16 protein-coding genes and 1 pseudogene are annotated in these 18,469 nt (G+C 69.0%); 11 read left to right on the plus strand and 6 right to left on the minus strand.

What is annotated here, in order from left to right; all coding sequences use genetic code 11:
* Positions 1-114: 114 nt before the first annotated feature.
* Together OG568_RS04535 and OG568_RS04540 are read left to right on the plus strand one after the other, a co-directional pair.
* Complete coding sequence (locus OG568_RS04535) at positions 115-1,161, plus strand: cyclase family protein (protein WP_329530387.1); 1,047 nt, start codon at positions 115-117, stop codon at positions 1,159-1,161.
* A 480-nt stretch (positions 1,162-1,641) separates the two neighbouring features.
* Positions 1,642-2,346: a TetR/AcrR family transcriptional regulator gene (locus OG568_RS04540; RefSeq protein ID WP_329530388.1), complete on the plus strand. Its 705-nt coding sequence runs from the start codon at positions 1,642-1,644 to the stop codon at positions 2,344-2,346.
* Between the two features lie 520 nt (positions 2,347-2,866).
* Here OG568_RS04540 and OG568_RS04545 read toward each other — a convergent pair.
* The 4 genes and pseudogenes from OG568_RS04545 to OG568_RS04560 form a co-directional block, all read right to left on the minus strand.
* Positions 2,867-3,691, minus strand: a complete 825-nt coding sequence (locus OG568_RS04545; RefSeq protein ID WP_329530389.1) for an SDR family oxidoreductase — start codon at positions 3,689-3,691, stop codon at positions 2,867-2,869.
* Between the two features lie 73 nt (positions 3,692-3,764).
* Positions 3,765-4,160, minus strand: a complete 396-nt coding sequence (locus tag OG568_RS04550) for a hypothetical protein (protein WP_329530390.1) — start codon at positions 4,158-4,160, stop codon at positions 3,765-3,767.
* Positions 4,161-4,329: 169 nt separating this feature from the next.
* Positions 4,330-4,596: a hypothetical protein gene (locus OG568_RS04555; protein ID WP_329530391.1), complete on the minus strand. Its 267-nt coding sequence runs from the start codon at positions 4,594-4,596 to the stop codon at positions 4,330-4,332.
* A gap of 279 nt (positions 4,597-4,875) precedes the next feature.
* Positions 4,876-6,461, minus strand: a pseudogene (locus OG568_RS04560) (MMPL family transporter).
* Positions 6,462-6,818: 357 nt separating this feature from the next.
* Between OG568_RS04560 and OG568_RS04565 the strand changes: the two are divergent.
* From OG568_RS04565 to OG568_RS04595, 7 genes are all read left to right on the plus strand, one after another.
* Positions 6,819-7,196: a carboxymuconolactone decarboxylase family protein gene (locus tag OG568_RS04565; protein ID WP_329530392.1), complete on the plus strand. Its 378-nt coding sequence runs from the start codon at positions 6,819-6,821 to the stop codon at positions 7,194-7,196.
* Positions 7,197-7,215: 19 nt separating this feature from the next.
* The gene (locus tag OG568_RS04570) at positions 7,216-7,956 is read left to right on the plus strand and encodes an SDR family NAD(P)-dependent oxidoreductase (protein ID WP_329530393.1); all 741 of its coding nucleotides are present in this window, start codon (positions 7,216-7,218) and stop codon (positions 7,954-7,956) included.
* Positions 7,957-8,106: 150 nt separating this feature from the next.
* Entirely contained in the window at positions 8,107-9,225 is a 1,119-nt protein-coding gene (locus OG568_RS04575) for a hypothetical protein (protein ID WP_329530394.1), read from the plus strand.
* Between the two features lie 5 nt (positions 9,226-9,230).
* A complete protein-coding gene (locus OG568_RS04580) occupies positions 9,231-10,850 on the plus strand; it encodes a flavin-containing monooxygenase (RefSeq protein WP_329530395.1) in 1,620 nt (539 codons plus the stop codon).
* Between the two features lie 16 nt (positions 10,851-10,866).
* Entirely contained in the window at positions 10,867-11,814 is a 948-nt protein-coding gene (locus tag OG568_RS04585) for an SDR family NAD(P)-dependent oxidoreductase (RefSeq protein ID WP_329530396.1), read from the plus strand.
* Complete coding sequence (locus OG568_RS04590) at positions 11,811-12,746, plus strand: cyclase family protein (RefSeq protein WP_329530397.1); 936 nt, start codon at positions 11,811-11,813, stop codon at positions 12,744-12,746. The genes OG568_RS04585 and OG568_RS04590 overlap by 4 nt, the downstream gene beginning before the upstream one ends.
* Positions 12,747-12,754: 8 nt before the next feature.
* Positions 12,755-13,168, plus strand: coding sequence for a nuclear transport factor 2 family protein (locus OG568_RS04595; RefSeq protein WP_329530398.1), 414 nt, complete (start codon positions 12,755-12,757; stop codon positions 13,166-13,168).
* Between the two features lie 86 nt (positions 13,169-13,254).
* Here the strand turns inward: OG568_RS04595 and OG568_RS04600 are convergent, their stop codons facing one another.
* Both OG568_RS04600 and OG568_RS04605 read right to left on the minus strand, forming a co-directional pair.
* The gene (locus tag OG568_RS04600) at positions 13,255-14,712 is read right to left on the minus strand and encodes an aldehyde dehydrogenase family protein (RefSeq protein ID WP_329530399.1); all 1,458 of its coding nucleotides are present in this window, start codon (positions 14,710-14,712) and stop codon (positions 13,255-13,257) included.
* Positions 14,713-14,804: 92 nt separating this feature from the next.
* Positions 14,805-16,001 (minus strand): CaiB/BaiF CoA transferase family protein, encoded by a 1,197-nt coding sequence (locus tag OG568_RS04605; RefSeq protein WP_329530400.1) that lies wholly within the window; start codon positions 15,999-16,001, stop codon positions 14,805-14,807.
* A 401-nt stretch (positions 16,002-16,402) separates the two neighbouring features.
* Between OG568_RS04605 and OG568_RS04610 the strand changes: the two genes are divergently transcribed.
* Positions 16,403-16,915, plus strand: coding sequence for a nuclear transport factor 2 family protein (locus OG568_RS04610; RefSeq protein ID WP_329530401.1), 513 nt, complete (start codon positions 16,403-16,405; stop codon positions 16,913-16,915).
* A gap of 141 nt (positions 16,916-17,056) precedes the next feature.
* The gene (locus tag OG568_RS04615) at positions 17,057-18,436 is read left to right on the plus strand and encodes an LLM class flavin-dependent oxidoreductase (RefSeq protein ID WP_329530402.1); all 1,380 of its coding nucleotides are present in this window, start codon (positions 17,057-17,059) and stop codon (positions 18,434-18,436) included.
* Positions 18,437-18,469 lie beyond the last annotated feature (33 nt).

An 18,469-nucleotide genomic window follows, 5' to 3' on the forward strand; every position in this document is an offset into this window, starting at 1 on the left:
CAGGGGGAAAAGGGAGAGGTCATTCGCATTAAACCCAACTCATTGACCGATCGGTACAATCTGAATAGCATGCCCACGGCTGTCACCGGGACTGTCGCCGAAGGAGGCGTAATCGTGACGAAGCGTTGGAAGCAGCGTCCGCCGGGCTCGACGTGGGGCGACTGGGGTGACGACGACGAGCTGGGCCGCATCAACCTGCTGACCTCCGAGAAAGTCCTCCAGGGCGTGCGCGAGGTCGAGCACGGAATCAGCTTCAGCCTGAGCCTGCCGCTCGACTATCCCGGCGGCTCGGCCATGAACCAGCGACGCTACCCGCCGATCCTGAGGCCCACCGAGGACCTGGCGCACAAGCAGGACGTCTTCTACAACGTCGTCGCACGTGAACAGATCTCACCCGAGCTCATCGACGTGTGGTCCGACGACGTGGTCACCCTCTGGCTGCAGTACTCGACCCAGTGGGACTCCCTCGCCCATCAGGGCGCCGAGTTCGACACCGGCGGCGACGGGGTGGCCGAGCCCGTCTACTACAACGGATACCGCGCGGGCACCGACATCGTCGGACCACGGGAGGACGTCAAGGGCGACGGCAGCGGGAGCCTCAGCCACGCCCGTCACCTGGGCATGGAGCACATGGCAGAGCACGGCGTGCAGGGCCGGGGGGTCCTGGTCGACCTGGCCCACCACCTGGGCACGGGCTACCAGGCGGTGAATTTCAAGACGCTTCAGGACATCATGGCCGCGGACAACGTCGTCGTCGAACCCGGCGACATGCTGCTGCTGCACACCGGTTTCGCCACCCAGATCCTCGCCTGGAACAAGTACCCCGACCCCGTGGCGATCCACCAGACCGCCGCCTACCTGGACGCCGACGACCCTGCGCTGCTCGAGTGGATCACCGAGTCGCAGATCTCGGCACTGGTGGCGGACAACTACGCCGTCGAAGGCGTGGCTGTCACACAGGCCCAGGGCCCGCACACGCTGTTGCCGATCCACCACCTGTGCCTGTTCAAGCTGGGCGTCCCCCTCGGCGAACTGTGGTACTTGCACGAGCTGGCCGGCTGGCTGCGCGAGCACGGCCGCAGCAGGTTCCTGTTGACGGCTCCCCCGCTGAACCTGCCCGGCACCCAGGGCAGTCCGCTGACACCGGTCGCGACCGTCTGAACCACGGACTCGACCGGGGTCCACCGTGGGCCCGACCAGTCCTGCCCGAGCGGCCGGGCCCACGGCGGACGTACGAGCGGCGACCCAGATCCCGGCGGGGGACCTTCTGACCCGTCGACAGCTGCGGGAAACCGGGGAACTTCGTTACGTTGTAGGGTTCGTGGAGATCGGATACCCGGTCCTCGAACCGTCGGATGCGTCACTTGCGGCGGTACATTTACGCCAGGTCGTCCACGCGTCCGGAACCGATGCCGGCGTGCTGGAGCACTGGACCCGTAGGCCCGGCGCGCCCTTGCCATGCTCCGACAGACGGTGCGGGCTTGAGCCGACGGGTTTCCATGGTCTAATGTACCGATTGGTCCAGTAAAAGCGAGCGGCGCCCCGTGGTCCGCTTCCCCCGGATATACCGAAAGGCATCCGACGTGGGCACGGGAGTCGATTCCCATCGACATGTCGCCCCATCACGCGGGGAGTGAATCCATGCCACGACCGCCAGGCCATGGACCGGGCTTCGAGATCAGACGCCAGAAGATCATTGACATCGCGGCTTCCCTGTTCGCTCAGCAAGGGTACGCCGCGACCTCCATCAACGACCTGGGGCGCGCGGTCGGGCTGGCCAAGGGAGCCCTGTACTACTACATCGGCTCAAAAGAGAACCTGCTGGTCGAAATCCAGTCGCGAGTCATGGGGCCGTTGCTGTCCCGCGCGCGGCAGATCGCGGACCTCGACGTGGACCCGCTGCTGCGCCTGCGTCTGCTGTCGGAGTCGCTTCTGACGATCATCTTTCGCAGGCTCGACCACATCTGGGTCTACGAACACGACTATCGCAGTCTCAGCGGCGACGAGCTCAAGACCCTGCTCGCCCAGCGTTCCGACTTCGAGCAGTTGATCTCCGAAATGCTCTCGCAGGCCATGGAGCAGGGCATGTTCCGCACCATGTCGCCCCGGTTGGCCACCCTCCAGTTCCTCAACCTGCACAACCACACGTACCAATGGGTGAAGCCGGACGGGCAGTGGGACGCGCAGTTCCTGTCCCATGAGTACTGCGCGACCCTGTTCCGCGGCTTCGGCGCGCCTGATCACGCCCTGCCCAAGGTCGAGAAACAGGCACAGGAGTTCAAGCGCGACCAGCCCGGGCTGCCCCTCGACCCCGAGGCCGAGTGGGAGCCCACCGTCGGCCGATGACAGGCGCGCCGGGCGCCTCGCCGAGCGCACGGCGACCGAGGCGCAGCCGTCGATCCGCGCGTCGGCGTGGTGGGCGAAAGCGCGAGCGGCTGCCCCCCACCGCAAAGTCGACTCGCCATGCCGAGCGGATGCCACGGCAGGAAGGCATACGGCTGCCCTCGTCGCAGATCCACGGCTGAACGGGCAGCACTCGCGGCGCAGTCGACATTTCGAAGCGTCTGTGCCGCACCGGCCGTACGGTCCGGGGGCCACCTCGATACCGCACATCTACGGATCACTGTCCCGACGTTGCCCGCCGGACCGGTGCGCCGCCCGTCGAGCATCATGATTCCCGGATGATCGGCGATCTCACTGGTCGTCGGCGGCCACGGGCCGGATGGCGGAGGGGAACTCGTCAGGGTCCGCGTCCTCGAGGAGGAGCCGCGGTTGTGGGAGCCCGCACGGGCGTCCCCCTCGGAAGCCGGGAGTGCCGGTGCGGGACGCGTCGTCCCGCACCGGTCGTAGCGCGCCTCCTGCGGCGTCAGTCCTCCCGCAGCGAGGCACACAGGCCGCCGTCGACGACGATGTCGACGCCGTTCACGAAGCTCGCCTCGTCCGACAGCAGAAAAGCCGCGACGGCGGCGATCTCCTCGTACCGGCCGACGCGGCCCAGTGGCGTGCGCTCGATGAGCTGTCGAATCGATGCGTATCGTGCCGCCTCCAGCCGAGTCTCCGGGGTGTCGATCGCACCCGGCGACAGCGAGCACACGCGTGCGCCCACGGAGCCGAACCGTACGGCCTCCGCGCGGGTCAAGCGGTGCACGCCGTACGTGGCCCACGGGTACGCCCAGGCCGGATCCTCGACCGCGGGACCGACCACCTCCCGGATACGGTCGAGGAAGTCCTCCTGCAACGGATCGTCCAGGACGGCCGCCACCGCAGGATCGGGCTCGATGTGCGCGATCAGCGGAGACACGGAGGCCAGGTAGACGAACGCCGTACCGGCCGTGGCGAGTGGCCGGAGCGTCTCGGTGAGCAGCGCCGCCGCGACGAAGTCGGCCTCGATGATCCGGCGCCAGTCGGTTTCCTCGGGCGGGATGCTGTAGGCGTGCGCGACGGCCCGGAGCGTGCCGGTCTCCCTGACCCGGTCGGCGAGCCGGGCGAGGTCCTCCCGGTCGGTGACATCGACCGCGAACGGCTCGACGAGGGCCCGCTTCCCGTGACCGGACAGGTCCTTCGCGACCGCGGCCAGCGCCGCTTCGTTCCCGTCGACGAGCAACAGCACGTCCACCACGTCGGCGAGGCGCCTGGCGCATGCCTCTCCCGTCCCGCTGGCGGCGCCGGTGGCGATACCTACCGTGGTCATGCGTCACTCCTCATTGAAGACACTTGTCACTGAGGACGAGTGTCTCCCAGGCGGCCGGGTCCGGAACACCCGTTCACGACGTGCAGAGGTCCTTCAGTTGGTCGGCCGCCGCGTCGATCTTGCTGCTGTCCGGGTCGGTGTCGCCGTTCAGAATGGCCTTGTTGTAGTTCGCGACGGCCTTGTTCAGATCATCGACCGCATCGCCGACCTTGTTGTCGTCCGTCTTGTCGTTGATCTTGTCGAGATTCTTCTCGATGGTGTCGATGGACTTCTGGGTCCGCGTGGGATCCTCGATCGCGTCCGCGCCCGCTCTGTGGATGGCGGCGACGCTGTCGGCAATGGTGTCGGCGCTGGAGAGGCAGTCCAGCGAGTCGTCGAACTCGCAGCCGGCGGCGAGTGTCGCGGTCAGCGCGACAGCGGCTGCGGCGGTGGTGACGGCGGTGATGCGATGGCGGCGGCGTGCGGTCACGGGTGGATTCCTTTCCTGGCACCGTCCGGTGCGTGACGGTGGAGTCGGTGGTCGGGTGGACGTGGGTGGCAGTTCGCAATGCCAGGACCGGGCTCCGGTCCCTACGTGCTGGTGACGCGGGTGTCCGGTACGGGCCGACCGGCTTCGCCCCTGGCCCTGTGGCGGCCTGTCACCAGCCCTCCGAGCGCTCCCAGCGCGACCAGGCCCATCGCGGCGGCCGTTTCGACAGGAACGCGTTGATCCCGGGCTTCTTCGCGATGCGTGTACCCGTCAGCAGCGACACGGCGGCGCCGGCGAACGTGGCGACGTTCTTGTCCGGGCCGTCCAGGACCGCGTCGGCTCCTATGGAAGCGGCCGTGCCGACCGCGAAGAACGACCAGAGCAGCAGGTCGGCGACCAACGACTTCAGGGTGGCGAACAGCGACTTCGGCTTCATCGCATTCCTCGGGTGCGGGGAGCTGGGAGCTCCCGTGGTCTGGGCCTCCCACGATTCCGTCGTTCACCGGTCGGGACACGGGAGCGGACTCCCGAACCGAGGGTGTAGCCCACTACACCCTCGGACCGCACCGGGCAGATACGCGACGGGCACCCGATCGGCAGCCGGTTGCTCCCCTCACGGCCTCCTCAGGCCATGCGTCCACGAGTCGCCGGCGAAGGCAGCGGAGGGGCCGCCGTGAGCGGGCAGCCCCTCCCCGGCTCAGCGGGCCCCGACGGGCTACGTGGAGAGCGACTCGTCGGCCGTCCCAGCGGTCGGGACAGGCACCTTTCGGCTGAGCTTCTCGCCCTCGACATCGATGTTCGGCAGCAGCCGGGCCAGCCACTTCGGCAGGTACCAGGCCCGGTGGCCGAGCAGGGCGAGGATGGCCGAGACGATCGCCTCCTTGGGCGCCTCGCCGTGGACGTACGCCTCACGCATCCGCGAGACCAGGAAGACCTCGTAGTCCATCGCCAGGCCGAAGACGATGCCCACCAGGAAGATCGGCATCATGCTCATGATCGGGCCGGTGGACTCCACACCCAGGAGGTCCGCGCCATGACCCTGCTGGAGGACCGCGACAACCGCGCCGAGGGCCGCGAGACCGAGAGCAGGAACCCGAAGGCCGCCTTCAGAGGCACCAGCAGGGAGCGGAAGACCAGCAGTAGGAGCACGACGGCGAGCGAGACCACCACCGCGAGATACGGCACCAGCGAGGCCTGCACCTTCTCGGCGACGTCGATGTCGAGGGCGGTCTTGCCGGTGACCTCGAAGGACACGCCCGCATCCTTCTCGATGCCGGGGCGCTCGTCCCGGATGGCCTTGACGAGGTCCTTGGTCTTCTGGTCGGTCGGACTCGTGGCGGGCGTGGCGGAGAACACCGCGGTGTCACCGGCCTGGTTGAAGCGGGCGGCCGAGACGGAGACGACGCCCCTGGTGGCAGTGATGTCCTTCGTGATCGTGGCCACGTCCGCCTTCGGGTCGTCGGAGTCGTTGGCGTCGACGACGATCGTCAGGGGGCCGTTGAAGCCGGGGCCGAAACCCTCGGCGAGCGCGTCGTAGGCGCGGCGCTCGGTGGTGGAGGTCGGCTTGGCCTCGTCGCCCGGCATGCCGAGCTGAAGGTCCATCACCGGCGTGGCGACCGCGCCCAGGCCCACGACGCCCAGCAGGAGCACCGGTAGGGGAGCCATGATCCCGGTCATGCCGACGGCCACGCCGATGATCGCGGCCAGCAGCGGCAGACCGGCGGCGGCGAGGGACCCGAACGTGATCAGCAGAACCACGGCGGCGACGGCGATGCCGATCACCTCGGCCGGTCCGCCGGCCGCGGGCTGAGTCGCCAGCGCGTCGCCGCCGACCTCCACCCGCAGACCCGCCTGCCGGGCCACGGCGATGGCGGACTCCAGGTGCTTCTTGCTCGCGTCGGTGAGGTCGTCGGCCGTCGCCTTGAAGGAGACGGTCGCGTACGCGGTCGTACCGTCCTTGCTGACGGCCTTGGCCTGGAAGGGGTCGACAGCGGCGGCGACCTGGGAGCCGTCGGCCGCCTCGTCGACAAGCTTCTCGATCGCGGCCCGATTGCCGGCCGCGGTCACCTTCTCCCCGCTCGGGGCGATGAACACGATGCGCGCACTCGCCGCGTCGGCCGTGGTCCCCGGGAAGCGCCGCTCCATCAGGTCGAACGCCTTCTGGGACTCGATCCCGGGCATCGTGAAGCCTTCGTCGGCGGCTGCGGGCGCCCTGGACGCGGCGAATCCCACGGCGCCCAGCACCGCCACCCACAGGACGACGACGAACCATCGCCATCGAAAGGCCACACGGCCCGACACATCCCTTTTGTCGAAGCTCCTGCCATCAAGGCCCTGACCTGTACTGATGCCGGGTCGAGGGCGCCGTGACCGCCCCACGGAGACGAGTCGGCGTCCAGGGCATTGCCGTATCCGCTCCCCTTCGCATACGGTTCAATCAGCTACCTAATTTCACCAATCTGTATACGTAACCCGATGGCCACGGACGGCCCGGAGCGCCGAACCATCTCCGAGGGCCGCGCTCCCCCGAGAAATGGCCGAGAGAAGGGTGTGACGAGTGCAGGCAACAGAAAGTCCGTCCCGGTGAGCGGGACGCACGGAGAATCCCCCGTAAATCCCACGACAGCGGCCGAGTTGCGCGGACTCGGAGTCCGAACGATGTCGTCGGTCGTCAACACCACCCTCCCCGAGGACGCCGACCTGCGTGACGACGGTGTGGGTGCGGACCTCGTGGAGATCGGCCTGGTCAGCGTCTGGGCCGAACTCTGGGCGCGCGAGGGTCTGGCACGACGGGACCGCAGCCTGGTCACGCTGGGGATCCTGATCGCACTGGGCGCCGAGGACGAACTCGGAAGCCACGTCCGGATAGGACTGAACAACGGGCTGACCGAAGACGAAATCGCCGAAGTCCTGTACCACGCGGCCGGATACGCGGGCTTCCCCCGGGCCATGGCCGCACGGAAGACCGCCAGGAAGGCACTGGGTCCGGCACCCGGCGTGGCGAGGGGTGACATCCCGGCAGAACCGAAGCAGTAGCACCTACATGGAGTCCTGAATGACGTCATTGAACGGAAGAAACGCGGTCGTCACCGGTGGCGGCAGAGGTATCGGGCGGGCGATCGCCCTGGTGCTCGCCGCCCAGGGTGCGACGGTCGCCGTGTGGGACCTGGACGGCGCGGGGGCGCGCGAGACGGCCGACGCGATCGGCGAGGCGGGGGGCAAGGCGGTCGCGGTCGTCGGCGACGCGGCCGATGCCGCGACCGTCGTGGCCGCGGCGGAGCAGACGCACGCGGAACTCGGCCCGGTCACGATCCTGGTCAACAACGCCGGTATCACCAACTACGTGCCGTTCCCCGATCTCACCGAGGAGACCTGGGACCGGATGATCCGGATCAACCTCAAAGGCCCCTTCCTGGTCACGCGCGCCTTCGTAGCGGACATGTTGACGGTGGGGCACGGACGCATCGTCAACATCTCGTCCTCGTCCGCCCAGACCGGCGGTCCCGCGGTGTCCCACTACGCGGCGTCCAAGGGCGGGGTGATCGGTCTGACCAAGGCGCTCGCCCTCGAGTTCGCCGACACCGGCATCACCGTCAACAACGTGGCGCCGAGCCTCATCGACACTCCCCTGCTCCGGGAGGGATTCGATCCCGACGCGCTGGGCGCGACCATGCCCATGAAGCGGGCCGGGCGCCCCGACGAGATCGCCTACGCGGTCGCCTACCTCGCGTCCGACGAGGCCGGATACGTGACGGGACAGACCCTCAGCGTCAACGGCGGCCGCTACTTCGTCTGAGCGGCCACGAACAAGGCCCCGAACAAGGGACGACCATGACAGAGACCGTGCCGGACAGCGAAGCCACGGAGGAACCGCCGCAGTTCCCGGCGCCGAGGTCGGGCACCTGCCCCTTCGCTCCCCGAGCAACTGGCTCGCATCGAACTCCAGGTGGTCTTCAGCACCCTGTTCCGCCGCGTTCCCACGTTGCGGCCGGCGGCCGGTCCGGAGGGCCTGGCGCGCAAGGAGGACTCGCAGGCCTACGGCATCCACGAACTGCCCGTCGCCTGGCGACCGCCGGTCCCGCACGGCTCGTACGACAGACCTGAGAAAGGGAGGACCGCCATGACCGACGGCGGCTTTCGTGTGACCCGGCTGTACCACCCCAGCCATCATGTGACCGATCTCCGCGAGGCGGAGGCGTGGTTCGAGCGCGTCTTCGGGCGGCCCAGTCGGCCGATGGCCGAGATGATGCGGGGCGCCCCCGTCAGTGAGGGCTATCCGACGGACTACTCGACGTTCACGCCGATCAACGACGTCCTGTTCGACACGATCGACCCGAAGCGCTACGTCCTCCAGGGCGTCCAGCGCTACGCCTCGGTCGACAAGCCGCACCTGAAGGGGTTCGGCTGGTACGTCGACGGCATCGCGGACGCTTACCGCGCGCTGAAGGGGCTCGGTATCGGCATGGTCGGTCAGCTCGACGAGGTCGTCGAGGGCGACGATCCCCCGACCGCGCCCAACTCCCCGATGCCGATCTTCTTCACAGTGCCCGAGGACGCGGGCCTGCGCTACGAGTTCCTTCCGCAGATCCCGTTCCCGCTGGACCACCGGCTGGCCCCGGACTGGGAGTTGCCGCCGGTGTCCGAGGACGACCCGCTCGGCATCGAGCGCTGCGCGCACCACACCGTGCTGACCGACCGTGTCGACCGGGCCCTGCGCGTGGTGGTCGACGGCCTGGGCGGGACGGTCATCGACACGGGACGCAACGAGGTGCTGGGCGCGCAGAGCACGTACGTCCACCTGGCCGACGCGGTCTTCGAGTACGCGGTCCCCGACGACGGCACCCCGGCGTACGCCGACTGGGCCACCGGGGCGCCGAACGACACGTACCACTCGCTCACCTGGAAGGTCGCCGACCTCGACCGCGTCGCACGCCATCTCGACGCACAGGGCGTAGGGGTGCGCACCCGCACGAGCGACACGCTCGTCACCGATGCCGCGACCGGACTCGGCATTCCCTGGGGCTTCACCACCAGGCTGACGGCCGGCGATCCGCGCAAGGGGTGAGTGACTTGGCAGTCCCTGCAAGCAACGGGAGCCGAAGCGCCGTCGACACCGACGTCGACCTGCTGGTCATCGGTGCCGGTGTCACCGGGATCCATCAGCTGAAGCGGGCCCTCGACGCGGGACTCACCGCCCGGCTGCTGGAGGCCGGCCAGGGGGTCGGCGGGGTGTGGCACTGGAACCGGTATCCGGGAGCCCGCCTCGACTCGGAGAGCTACACCTACGGCTATCTGTTCTCGAAGGAGCTGTTCGAGGGCTGGGAGTGGCGCGAGCGGTTCGCCGGGCAGCCGGAGAACGAGCGGTACTTCAACTACGCCGTCGACAAGTTGGGCCTGCGCGGCCACATCCGGTTCGGCGCCCGGGTCAACTCCGCGCTGTTCGACCAGACATCGGCCACCTGGCTGGTGCGGACCGACGACGACACCGAGGTGCGGGCGCGGTTCGTGGTCGCGGCCACCGGTGTGCTGTCGGTGCCGGTCTTCCCCGACGTGCCCGGCCGCGAGGACTTCACGGGCGTGGCCCACCACACCGGCCTGTGGCCCGACACTCCCGTCGACTTCGCGGGCAAACGGGTCGCGGCGGTCGGCACCGGTTCGAGCGGTGTCCAGGTGATCCCCTCGATCGTCGCGGACGTCGCTTCCCTGACGGTCTATCAGCGGTCGCCGAACTGGTGCACCCCGTTGAACAACGAGCCGATCACGGCCGAGCAACAGGCCGAGCTCAGGGCCGATTTCGAGCAGTTGCGGGAGAACCTGAACGCCTCCGCGAGCGGGTTCCTGCACCAGCCGCGTGACCGTACGGCCTTCGAGGACTCGAGGGACGAACGGTGGGAGTTCCACGACCGGATGTGGCACAGCCCGGGCTTCGCCAAGGTGATCAGCCACTACGCCGACATGCTCACGGACAAGGCCGCCAACGACGACTGGTGCGCCTTCATGGCCGGGAAGGTCCGCGGCATCGTCAAGGACCCGGCGACGGCCGAGCGGCTCATCCCCACCGACCACGGCTGGGCCGGGAAGCGGCCGCCCTTCGTCACCGGCTACTTCGAGGCCTACAACGATCCGAAGGTGAGCCTGGTCGATCTCCGGGAGAACCCGCTCGTCCGGGTCACGGAGACCGGGATCGAAACGTCCGACGGACTGCGCGAGTTCGACGTCATCGTCTGGGCGTCGGGGTTCGACTTCGGCACCGGCGCTCTGAACCGGATGGGGGTGCGCGGCCGCGGCGGGCTGGCTCTGGAGGACTACTGGGCCGACGGGCCGCGGACGTTCCTCGGGCTCATGAGCCACGGCTTCCCGAACTTCTTCTTTCCCGGAGGGCCCCACGGTGCGGCCGGCAACAACCCGCGGTACGCCGAGGACCAGGTGAACTTCGTCGCCGACGCGATCGAGTACCTGCGCGATCACGGCCACCGGGTGATCGAGGTCCCCGCCGACACGGAGGCGAGCTGGAACGCCATGGTCGCGGAGCTCGCCGCGTATTCCCCCTTCGGCGAGCACAGCTATTTCTTCGGTTCCAACATCGCCGGGAAGCCCCGGAGTTTCCTGCTGAATCCCGGCGGACGCCCGAAATTGCGCGAGTTCATGGGCGAGGTCCTCCAGTCGAAGTACTCCCGCTTCCTTTCCTGAACCGGAAGGCATGGTCATGCGGCAACACCTATTCGACGATCGCGTCGCGGTGGTCACCGGCGCCGGGCGAGGGATCGGGCGGGCCTACGCCCTGCTCCTCGGTGAACTGGGCGCGAAGGTCGTCGTGAACGACCTGGGCGGCACGATGGAGGGCTTCGGTTCCGACGCCGGTCCCGCCGAGGCCGTCGCCGCGGAGATCAACGATGCCGGCGGTACGGCGATCGCCGACACGAGTGACATCTCCACGGCGGACGGCGGCCGACGTCCCGTCGCGGCCGCCGTCGAGGCGTTCGGGCGCATCGACATAGTCGTCAACAACGCCGGCAACGTACGGTTCGCCGGACTGCCGGACATCGACGCCGCGAACATCGAAAGCCACCTGGCGGTGCACGTCCTCGGGGCCTTCCACACCGCACGCGCCGCCTGGCCGTACATGCTGGAGCGGAACTACGGGCGGGTCGTGCTCACCGGCTCGATCGGGATGTTCGGACTCCCGGACAACCTCGGTTACGCCACCGCGAAGGCGGCCATGATCGGGATGGCCCGCAGCATGGCGGCCTCGGCCCGCAGCCACGACATCAAGGTCAACGTGATCGCCCCCAACGCCATGACGCGGATGGGCGGCGGCCCCTCGGAGGGCATGGACGCGCTGCGCGAACAGCGCCACCCCGGTGGCGGCGTGATGGATCCCGCTCTCGTGGCGCCCATGGTGGCGTATCTCGCCCACGAGGCGTGCGACGTGAGCGGCGAGGTGTTCCTCGCCGGAGCCGGACGTTTCGCGCACCTCTTCGTCGGCGTCACCGAGGGCTATCTGCCCGCCGACCCGCTCAAAGTCACGACCGAGGACATCGTCGGCAACCTGGACCGGATCAAGGACCACGCCGGATACCACGTTCCCAGCGACCTCATGGAATGCGTCAGCCGTTACATGGCACATCGGCAAGGAGAAGAGGGAGAAGCGTGAGCTCAGAGAAGGTCTGGCCTCATCACGAACTCGGCAAGAAGCTCAACAACTGGGGTCGTTGGGGAGACGACGACGAGATCGGCACCCTGAACTTCGTGACCCCCCAGAAGCGGATCGAGGCCGCGCAACTCGTCCGCACAGGCAAGGCGTTCGACCTGGGCATGGCGTTCGACAGCAACGGGCCTTTCAAGTCCGGGGGTTTCCGTAACAACCCGATCCATGTCATGACGCTGCTGCCGTCCGACACCGCGTTCGCCCAGGACGGTCTGATCTCCGCCGACGACATGATCGTCACCGGTCTGCAGGCCGCCACCCAGTGGGACGGGCTGGCGCACGCGGGCTACGGCGGCACCTTCTACAACAACGTGCCGGCCGCCGCGGTCAACAACTTCCAGGGCGCCAGCCGCAATTCGTTCCACAAGGCCGTCGACCGGCTGATCTCCCGCGGGGTCCTGCTCGACATCGCGCGGTTGAAGGGCGTGGACCGACTGGAGGACTCGTACGAGATCACGGAGGCCGACCTGCTGGCCGCCGAGGAACGGCAGGGCGTGCGCGTCAAGTCAGGCGACATCGTGCTGCTGCGCACCGGCTCCTACCAGTGGTTCCTGGAGGGCGACCGCGAACGCTTCCTCGGCAACGCCCCCGGGCCCTGCCTCGACACCTGCAACTGGCTGTACGAGCGCGAGGTCGCGGCGCTCGCGATGGACAACCACTCCGGCGAGGTGTGGCCAAGTCCCGTCAAGGGCGCGACGATCCCGTTCCACCAGGTGGTGATCCGGGACATGGGTCTCACGCTCGGTGAGATGTTCAACTTCGAGGAGCTGGCCGCGGACTGCGAGGAGGACGGCGTGTGGGACATGCTGTTCTGCGCCCCGGGGCTGAAGGTGACGGGCTCCGTCGGCTCCCCCATCACTCCGATCGCCATCAAGTAGGTACGGCCGTGCCGGAATTCGCCGAGGTGAGTGCGGGTGTGCGGGCGACGATCGCCGCGCACGCCCAGGCCCAGGACGAGGGCCGTACCGAGGACATGGTCGCGCTGTACCTGCCGGACGGCGTGGTCGAGATACCCGGCTTCGAGCCCCTGGTGGGTGCCGACGCCATCCGTGAGGCCTTCTCCCGCCCGGGGTGGCGGCCGGATCCGGACAGGCCGCGGTGCCACCTCGTCGGCGACACACTCCTGACGGAGTGGGACGACCGCACGGCGAAGGCGACCAGCGACGTGGTGATGCTCGTCCGCGCCGGTTCCACCTGGTCCGTCGCCATCGTGGCGCGCTATCACGACACGTTCGAAAAGTCGGCGGGGCGTTGGCTGCTGCGGCGCCGGGTGGACGAGTACGTCGGCGACGCGCCCTGACCTCGGTGGATGGCAAAAGGCCGGCGCGGCCGCGTGTCCAGCGGTCGCGCCGGTCTCGTCTCACAGCCTCGTCTCACAGCCTCGTCTCAGAGCTGGACGACGATCGTCTTCGTCGCGGTGCAGCTGTCGAGGGCCTCCACGCCCTTCTCCCGGCCGTAGCCGGACTTGCGGAATCCGCCGAACGGGAGTTCCACGCCGCCGCCCGCACCATAGGTGTTCACATAGACCTGGCCGGCCTCCACTTCGGCGGCGACCCGGTGTGCGCGGCTGAGGTCCCTGGTCCAGACGGCGCCGAGCAGGGCGTACTCGGTCCCGTTCGCCAGGGCGACGGCCTCCTCCTCGGTCGCGAACCGCATCGTGGTGACCACGGGCCCGAAGATCTCCTCCTGCGCGATCGGCGACGCCGGGTCCACGCCGTCGATCAGGGTCGGCATGAAGTAGGCGCCGTCCGTCATGCCTTCGGGCTCGGCCACCGAACCGCCGAAGACGATCTCGCCGGTGCCGGCTGCCTGCACATAGCCGCGGACCCGGTCCTGCTGCTTGCGCGAGACGAGCGGGCCGAGGTCGGGATCGTCGAGGCCCCGGCCCATCGTCACCTCGGCGAAGTGACCGGCGATGCGTTCCAGCAGTTCGGCGTGCACGCTCTCGTGGACGAGCACCCGCGACCCGGCGGAACAGGTCTGTCCTGCGTTCTGGAGGATCGCGCTCGCCGCGACCCGGGCTGCCTTCTCGACGTCGGCGTCGGGGAACACCAAGTGGGCGGACTTGCCACCGAGTTCGAGGGTCACCGGTGACACCCGCTCGGCGGCGGCCGTGGCGACGAGGGCACCGACCCGGGTGGAGCCGACGAAGCCCAGGTGGTCGATGCCGGGATGGGCCGCCAGCGCGGCACCGGCCTCGGCACCGAGCCCGGTCACGACATTGAACACGCCTTGCGGCAGCCCGGCCTGGACGGCGAGCCCGGCCACGGCCACCGCGGTGCGCGGTGTCTCGTCGGCGGGCTTCACCACGGCGCAGTTCCCGGTCGCGAGGGCGGGTGCGACACCCCGGGCGAGCAGTTGCAGGGGATAGTTCCAGGCGAGGATGTGACCGGTGACGCCGTGGGGTTCCCGTCGTGTGTACACGTGCAGGTCGGGGCGAAGGGGCAGACTCAGGCCGTAGTACGAGTCGATCGCGCGGCCGTAGAAACGGAAGTAACGGGCGCACACCCGGGCGTCGTTGCGTGCCTGGGTCAGGGGTTTGCCGGAGTCCTCGCTCTCCAGCCGGGCGAGTTCCTCCGACCGGCTCTCGATCAGGTCGGCGAGCCGACACAGCAGGTCGGCGCGTTGTTCCGGTGTCGTGGTGCGCCACGCCCGCTGTGCCGCGCGTGCCGAGGCGACCGCCCGGTCGATCTGCTCGGAGGTCCCTCTCGACACCTCTCCGAGGGACCGTCCGGTCGAGGGGTCGATGTTCTCGTAGACCTCGGGTGTTCCGACCGAGACCCCGTCGATGAAGGACTCGGTGACCTGGCCCAAGTCCCTTGCGTCCACATCGAGTTGACTCATTCAGGGCCTCCCGCCGCCGTGGCCGGATCACCTCGTCCGGCATGTGTGTTCTGGTTCCTGGTGTCTCTGCCCGGGTTGGGGATACTCGGGCCTCAGATCACGCCCTGCTCGGACAGTTCCCGGCGCCGGTCGGCGTCGAGGCCGAGCAGTTCCCCGTAGACCTCGTCGTTGTGTTCGCCGAGTGCCGGGCCCAGATGGCTGATGCCGCCCTGGGTCGCCGAGAACCGGGGCACCGGCGCCTGCACCCGCATCGCCCCGAGCTGGGCGTCCGGAACGGACGGGTAGACGTCTCTGGCCACCATGTGCGGATCGGCGAGCAGTTGCGCGGCGTCGTAGACGGGGGCGGCGGCAACACCTGCCGCCTCGAAGACGGCCATCGCGTCGTCCAGGGTGTGGGCCACGATCCAGTCGGCCATGATCGCGTCTATCTCGGGGGCGTGCCGCAGGCGTTGCTGGGCCTCGGCGAACCTGGGGTCCTCGGTCAGTTCGGGACGTCCTACCGCCTGGAGGGCGCGCTTCGCGATCGTGGGCGCGCTGCCGGACATGGCGAGCCAGTGTCCGTCCTTCGTGAGGTAGACGTTGCGGGGTGCGCTGATGTCCCAGCGGTTGCCGGTTCTGGTGGGGATGCTGCCCAGTTGGTCGTGGGTCAGCACCGACTGTTCGAGCAGCCGTGCCAGCGGGTCGATCAGGTTGACGTCGACGAGCTGGCCGTCGGCTCCGTGCACGTCACGGTGGTAGAGGGCCATCATCACCGCGTAGGTGGCGGTCAGCCCCGCCACGCCGTCGGCGAGCATGAACGACGGGAGGGTCGGGGGGCCGTCCGGGCTGCCGGTGAGGCGGGCGAAGCCGCTCATCGCCTCGCCGAGGGTGCCGAATCCGGGGCGGTCGGACTTCGGCCCACCGGCCCCGTACCCGGTGACGTGCACCATCACCAGGCGGGGGTTCTCCGCGGCGAGACTCGGATAGTCCAGGCGCCACTTGCGCAGGGTCGACGGTCGTAGGTTCAGCACCACGACGTCCGCCTCCCGGGCCAGCCGGCGCAGCAGGTCCCGTCCGGTCTCGTGGCGCAGATTCAGCGTGACGCTCTTCTTGTTGCGGCCCACGCTCTTCCACATCAGCCCGACGCCGTCCTTCTGCGCGCCCCACTGCCGCAGCGGGTCGCCGCCGTCGGGCTGCTCGATCTTGATCACGTCCGCGCCGTGCTCGCCGAGCCAGGTGGCGATCAGCGGTCCGGCAGCGAGGGTGGCGGCATCGAGGACACGGAGTCCGGCCAGTGGTCCGTCGCTCATGGTTGCGTTCCCTGCCTTTCCTGTTGGTCGTCGTCTCGTGCTGCTCCGGGCGAGTTCCGCGCGCGCTGCCGCGCGAGGCAGCCAGGTCACGTTGGCGGTGGGCTTGCCTCGGTCGGACGTTCGGGCCTGTGTCCGGCGTACGGGACACGGTCGCGGGCGGAACGCCCGGCTCCCCCCGCCGGGCCAACCGCACCGGCCGTGTCACGTCGCCCACTCGACGACAGCCCACGCTAACCGGCATCGGGCACCAGCCCCGGATTCGATCCCGCTCAGCGGACACAGCACATGACTCCCGCCGCGGCACTTCCTAGGTTGCTCGCAGGGGTTTCCCGGCATCCAGGCCGCTACCGGCGGCGCCGCCACTCCGCCCTCGGGCGTACGACACACGAGAGGAGCGAACCATGCACACCGACTCGGCGTCGATCACCCGGCTCGCGGCGCAGCAGGAGATCACGGAGGTGCTGTACCGGTACTGCCGTGGTCTCGACCGCATGGACCGTGCACTCGCCGACACCGTCTGGCATCCCGACGGCACGGCCGACTACGGCCCCGACTACCGGGGGCCCGCCGCCGGCTTCCTCGACTTCGTCTGGCCCTACCACGCCCAGCTCGCCGGTCATTCGCACCTGGTCTCCAACGCGCTCATCGACGTCGACGACGCTGCGGGAACAGCGGCCAGCGAGACCTATGTGTCGGTGTGGCTGCGCACTCGCCCGGCCGACGGTCTCGTCACGGACCTGTTCCATCGCGGCCGGTACGTCGACCGCTGGTCACGCCGGGCGGGCGTCTGGGCCATCGACCACCGAGCGTACGTCGGTGACCTCTACCGCGAGGTGACGCTCTCCGCCGAGGCCACCGCGCCGCCCTCGGGGCGCCGGGACGACACCGACCCTTCCTACGAGGTGTTCCGCTGACCTGAGGGAGCGCAACGCCGGGGCTCGCCCCGGCGCTGGAGCCGCTGTTGTGCGCGACGGGACCGGGGCACCCGTCCGCTGCCGCCCGCGTCCGCTCCGCCTTGCTCCCGTTGCCTCGCCCCTCGCTCACGAAAGGCCCCGATGTCCACGTCACGCAATGAGCAGATGACCCTTGTCGCGTTTCTCCAGGCGTCCAACGTGTCGGTGTATTCCGGCTCGTGGCGCTATCCCAGTGCGGCGGCGGACTACCTGGACGTGCGCTACTACCAGCGGATCGCACGCGTGCTTGAAGAAGGCATGTTCGACCTGATGTTCTTCGACGACCGGCTGGCGATGCCGACGATCTACGGCGACTCGCCGGCCGACGCCGTCCGCTACGGTGCGCGGCCCGTCAAGCTCGACCTGAGCACGGTGCTGGGCGCCGTCGCGGGCGCCACCGAGCACATCGGGCTGTGCGCGACCTACTCGACGACCTACTACCAGCCCTTCCACGTGGCGCGGACGTTCGCCACCCTCGACCACCTCAGCGGCGGACGGGCCGCCTGGAACGTCGTGACCTCGGTGAACGACGCCGAAGCGCAGAACTTCGGCCTGGACGAGCACATCGAACACGACAAGCGATACGACCGGGCCGAGGAGTTCGTCGAGGTCGTCTCGAAACTCTGGGACTCGTGGGAGGACGACGCCATCGTCGCCGACCGTACGGCCGGGATCTTCGCCGACCCGGAGAAGGTCCACGAAGTCGCCCACCAGGGCGAGTACTTCACCGTGCGCGGGCCACTGACCGTGCCGCGTACCCCGCAAGGGCGTCCGGTGATCATCCAGGCCGGGCAGTCGGGCCGCGGCCGGCTGTTCGCGGCCAGGTGGGCCGACCTGATCTTCACCTCCGATCCGAGCCAGGAGATCGCGCGCGAGCACTACCAGGAGCAGAAGGACCTGATCACCGAGGCCGGGCGGGACGCGGGCTCCGTAAGGCTGCTGCCCATGGTCTACACGATCGCCGGTGAGACGGAGGCGATCGCACGCGAGAAGGAGGCGCTCTTCCTCGACGAACTCGTGCATCCCATGGCGTCTTTGACGCTGCTGTCCGAGGTCACCAACCACGACTTCGCCGGCCACTCGCTCGACGACGTCGTCACCGACGAACTCATCGACTCGGTGTCCGGGATCCGCGGCCTCGTCCAGGGGATACGGCGGCACCTGGGCGACCGCGAACTGACCCTGCGCATGCTGGCGAACCACCGGGCCACCCTGCTCCAGGGCCCGCGGTTCGTGGGCACCGGGCCTCAGATCGCCGAGCAGATGGGGCAGTGGTTCGAGTCGCGCTCCTGCGACGGCTTCGTCCTGGCCGCCACCCACTTCCCCGGCGCCTTCGAGGACTTCGTCCGGCTGGTGGTGCCCGAACTCCGCCGCCTGGGGCTCGTCCGGAGCGAGTACACGGGCCGGACCCTGCGGGAGAACCTCTCCCTCGACCGCCCGGCGAACCTGTTCACACAGGAACGGCACGACACACGCGCCTGACCGTGGACGAGACCTACCCGAGGAGAGACCAGG

Origin of the sequence: Streptomyces sp. NBC_01450 (assembly GCF_036227505.1) — a bacterium.
Classification (GTDB): domain Bacteria; phylum Actinomycetota; class Actinomycetes; order Streptomycetales; family Streptomycetaceae; genus Streptomyces.

Coding starts and splice junctions, on each gene's coding strand:
- OG568_RS04540 (WP_329530388.1), top strand. CDS start 1,642: ATGCCACGACCGCCAGGCCATGGACCGGGCTTCGAGATCAGACGCCAG.
- OG568_RS04545 (WP_329530389.1), bottom strand. CDS start 3,691: ATGACCACGGTAGGTATCGCCACCGGCGCCGCCAGCGGGACGGGAGAG.
- OG568_RS04555 (WP_329530391.1), bottom strand. CDS start 4,596: ATGAAGCCGAAGTCGCTGTTCGCCACCCTGAAGTCGTTGGTCGCCGAC.
- OG568_RS04565 (WP_329530392.1), top strand. CDS start 6,819: ATGTCGTCGGTCGTCAACACCACCCTCCCCGAGGACGCCGACCTGCGT.
- OG568_RS04570 (WP_329530393.1), top strand. CDS start 7,216: ATGACGTCATTGAACGGAAGAAACGCGGTCGTCACCGGTGGCGGCAGA.
- OG568_RS04585 (WP_329530396.1), top strand. CDS start 10,867: ATGCGGCAACACCTATTCGACGATCGCGTCGCGGTGGTCACCGGCGCC.
- OG568_RS04600 (WP_329530399.1), bottom strand. CDS start 14,712: ATGAGTCAACTCGATGTGGACGCAAGGGACTTGGGCCAGGTCACCGAG.
- OG568_RS04605 (WP_329530400.1), bottom strand. CDS start 16,001: ATGAGCGACGGACCACTGGCCGGACTCCGTGTCCTCGATGCCGCCACC.
- OG568_RS04610 (WP_329530401.1), top strand. CDS start 16,403: ATGCACACCGACTCGGCGTCGATCACCCGGCTCGCGGCGCAGCAGGAG.
- OG568_RS04615 (WP_329530402.1), top strand. CDS start 17,057: ATGTCCACGTCACGCAATGAGCAGATGACCCTTGTCGCGTTTCTCCAG.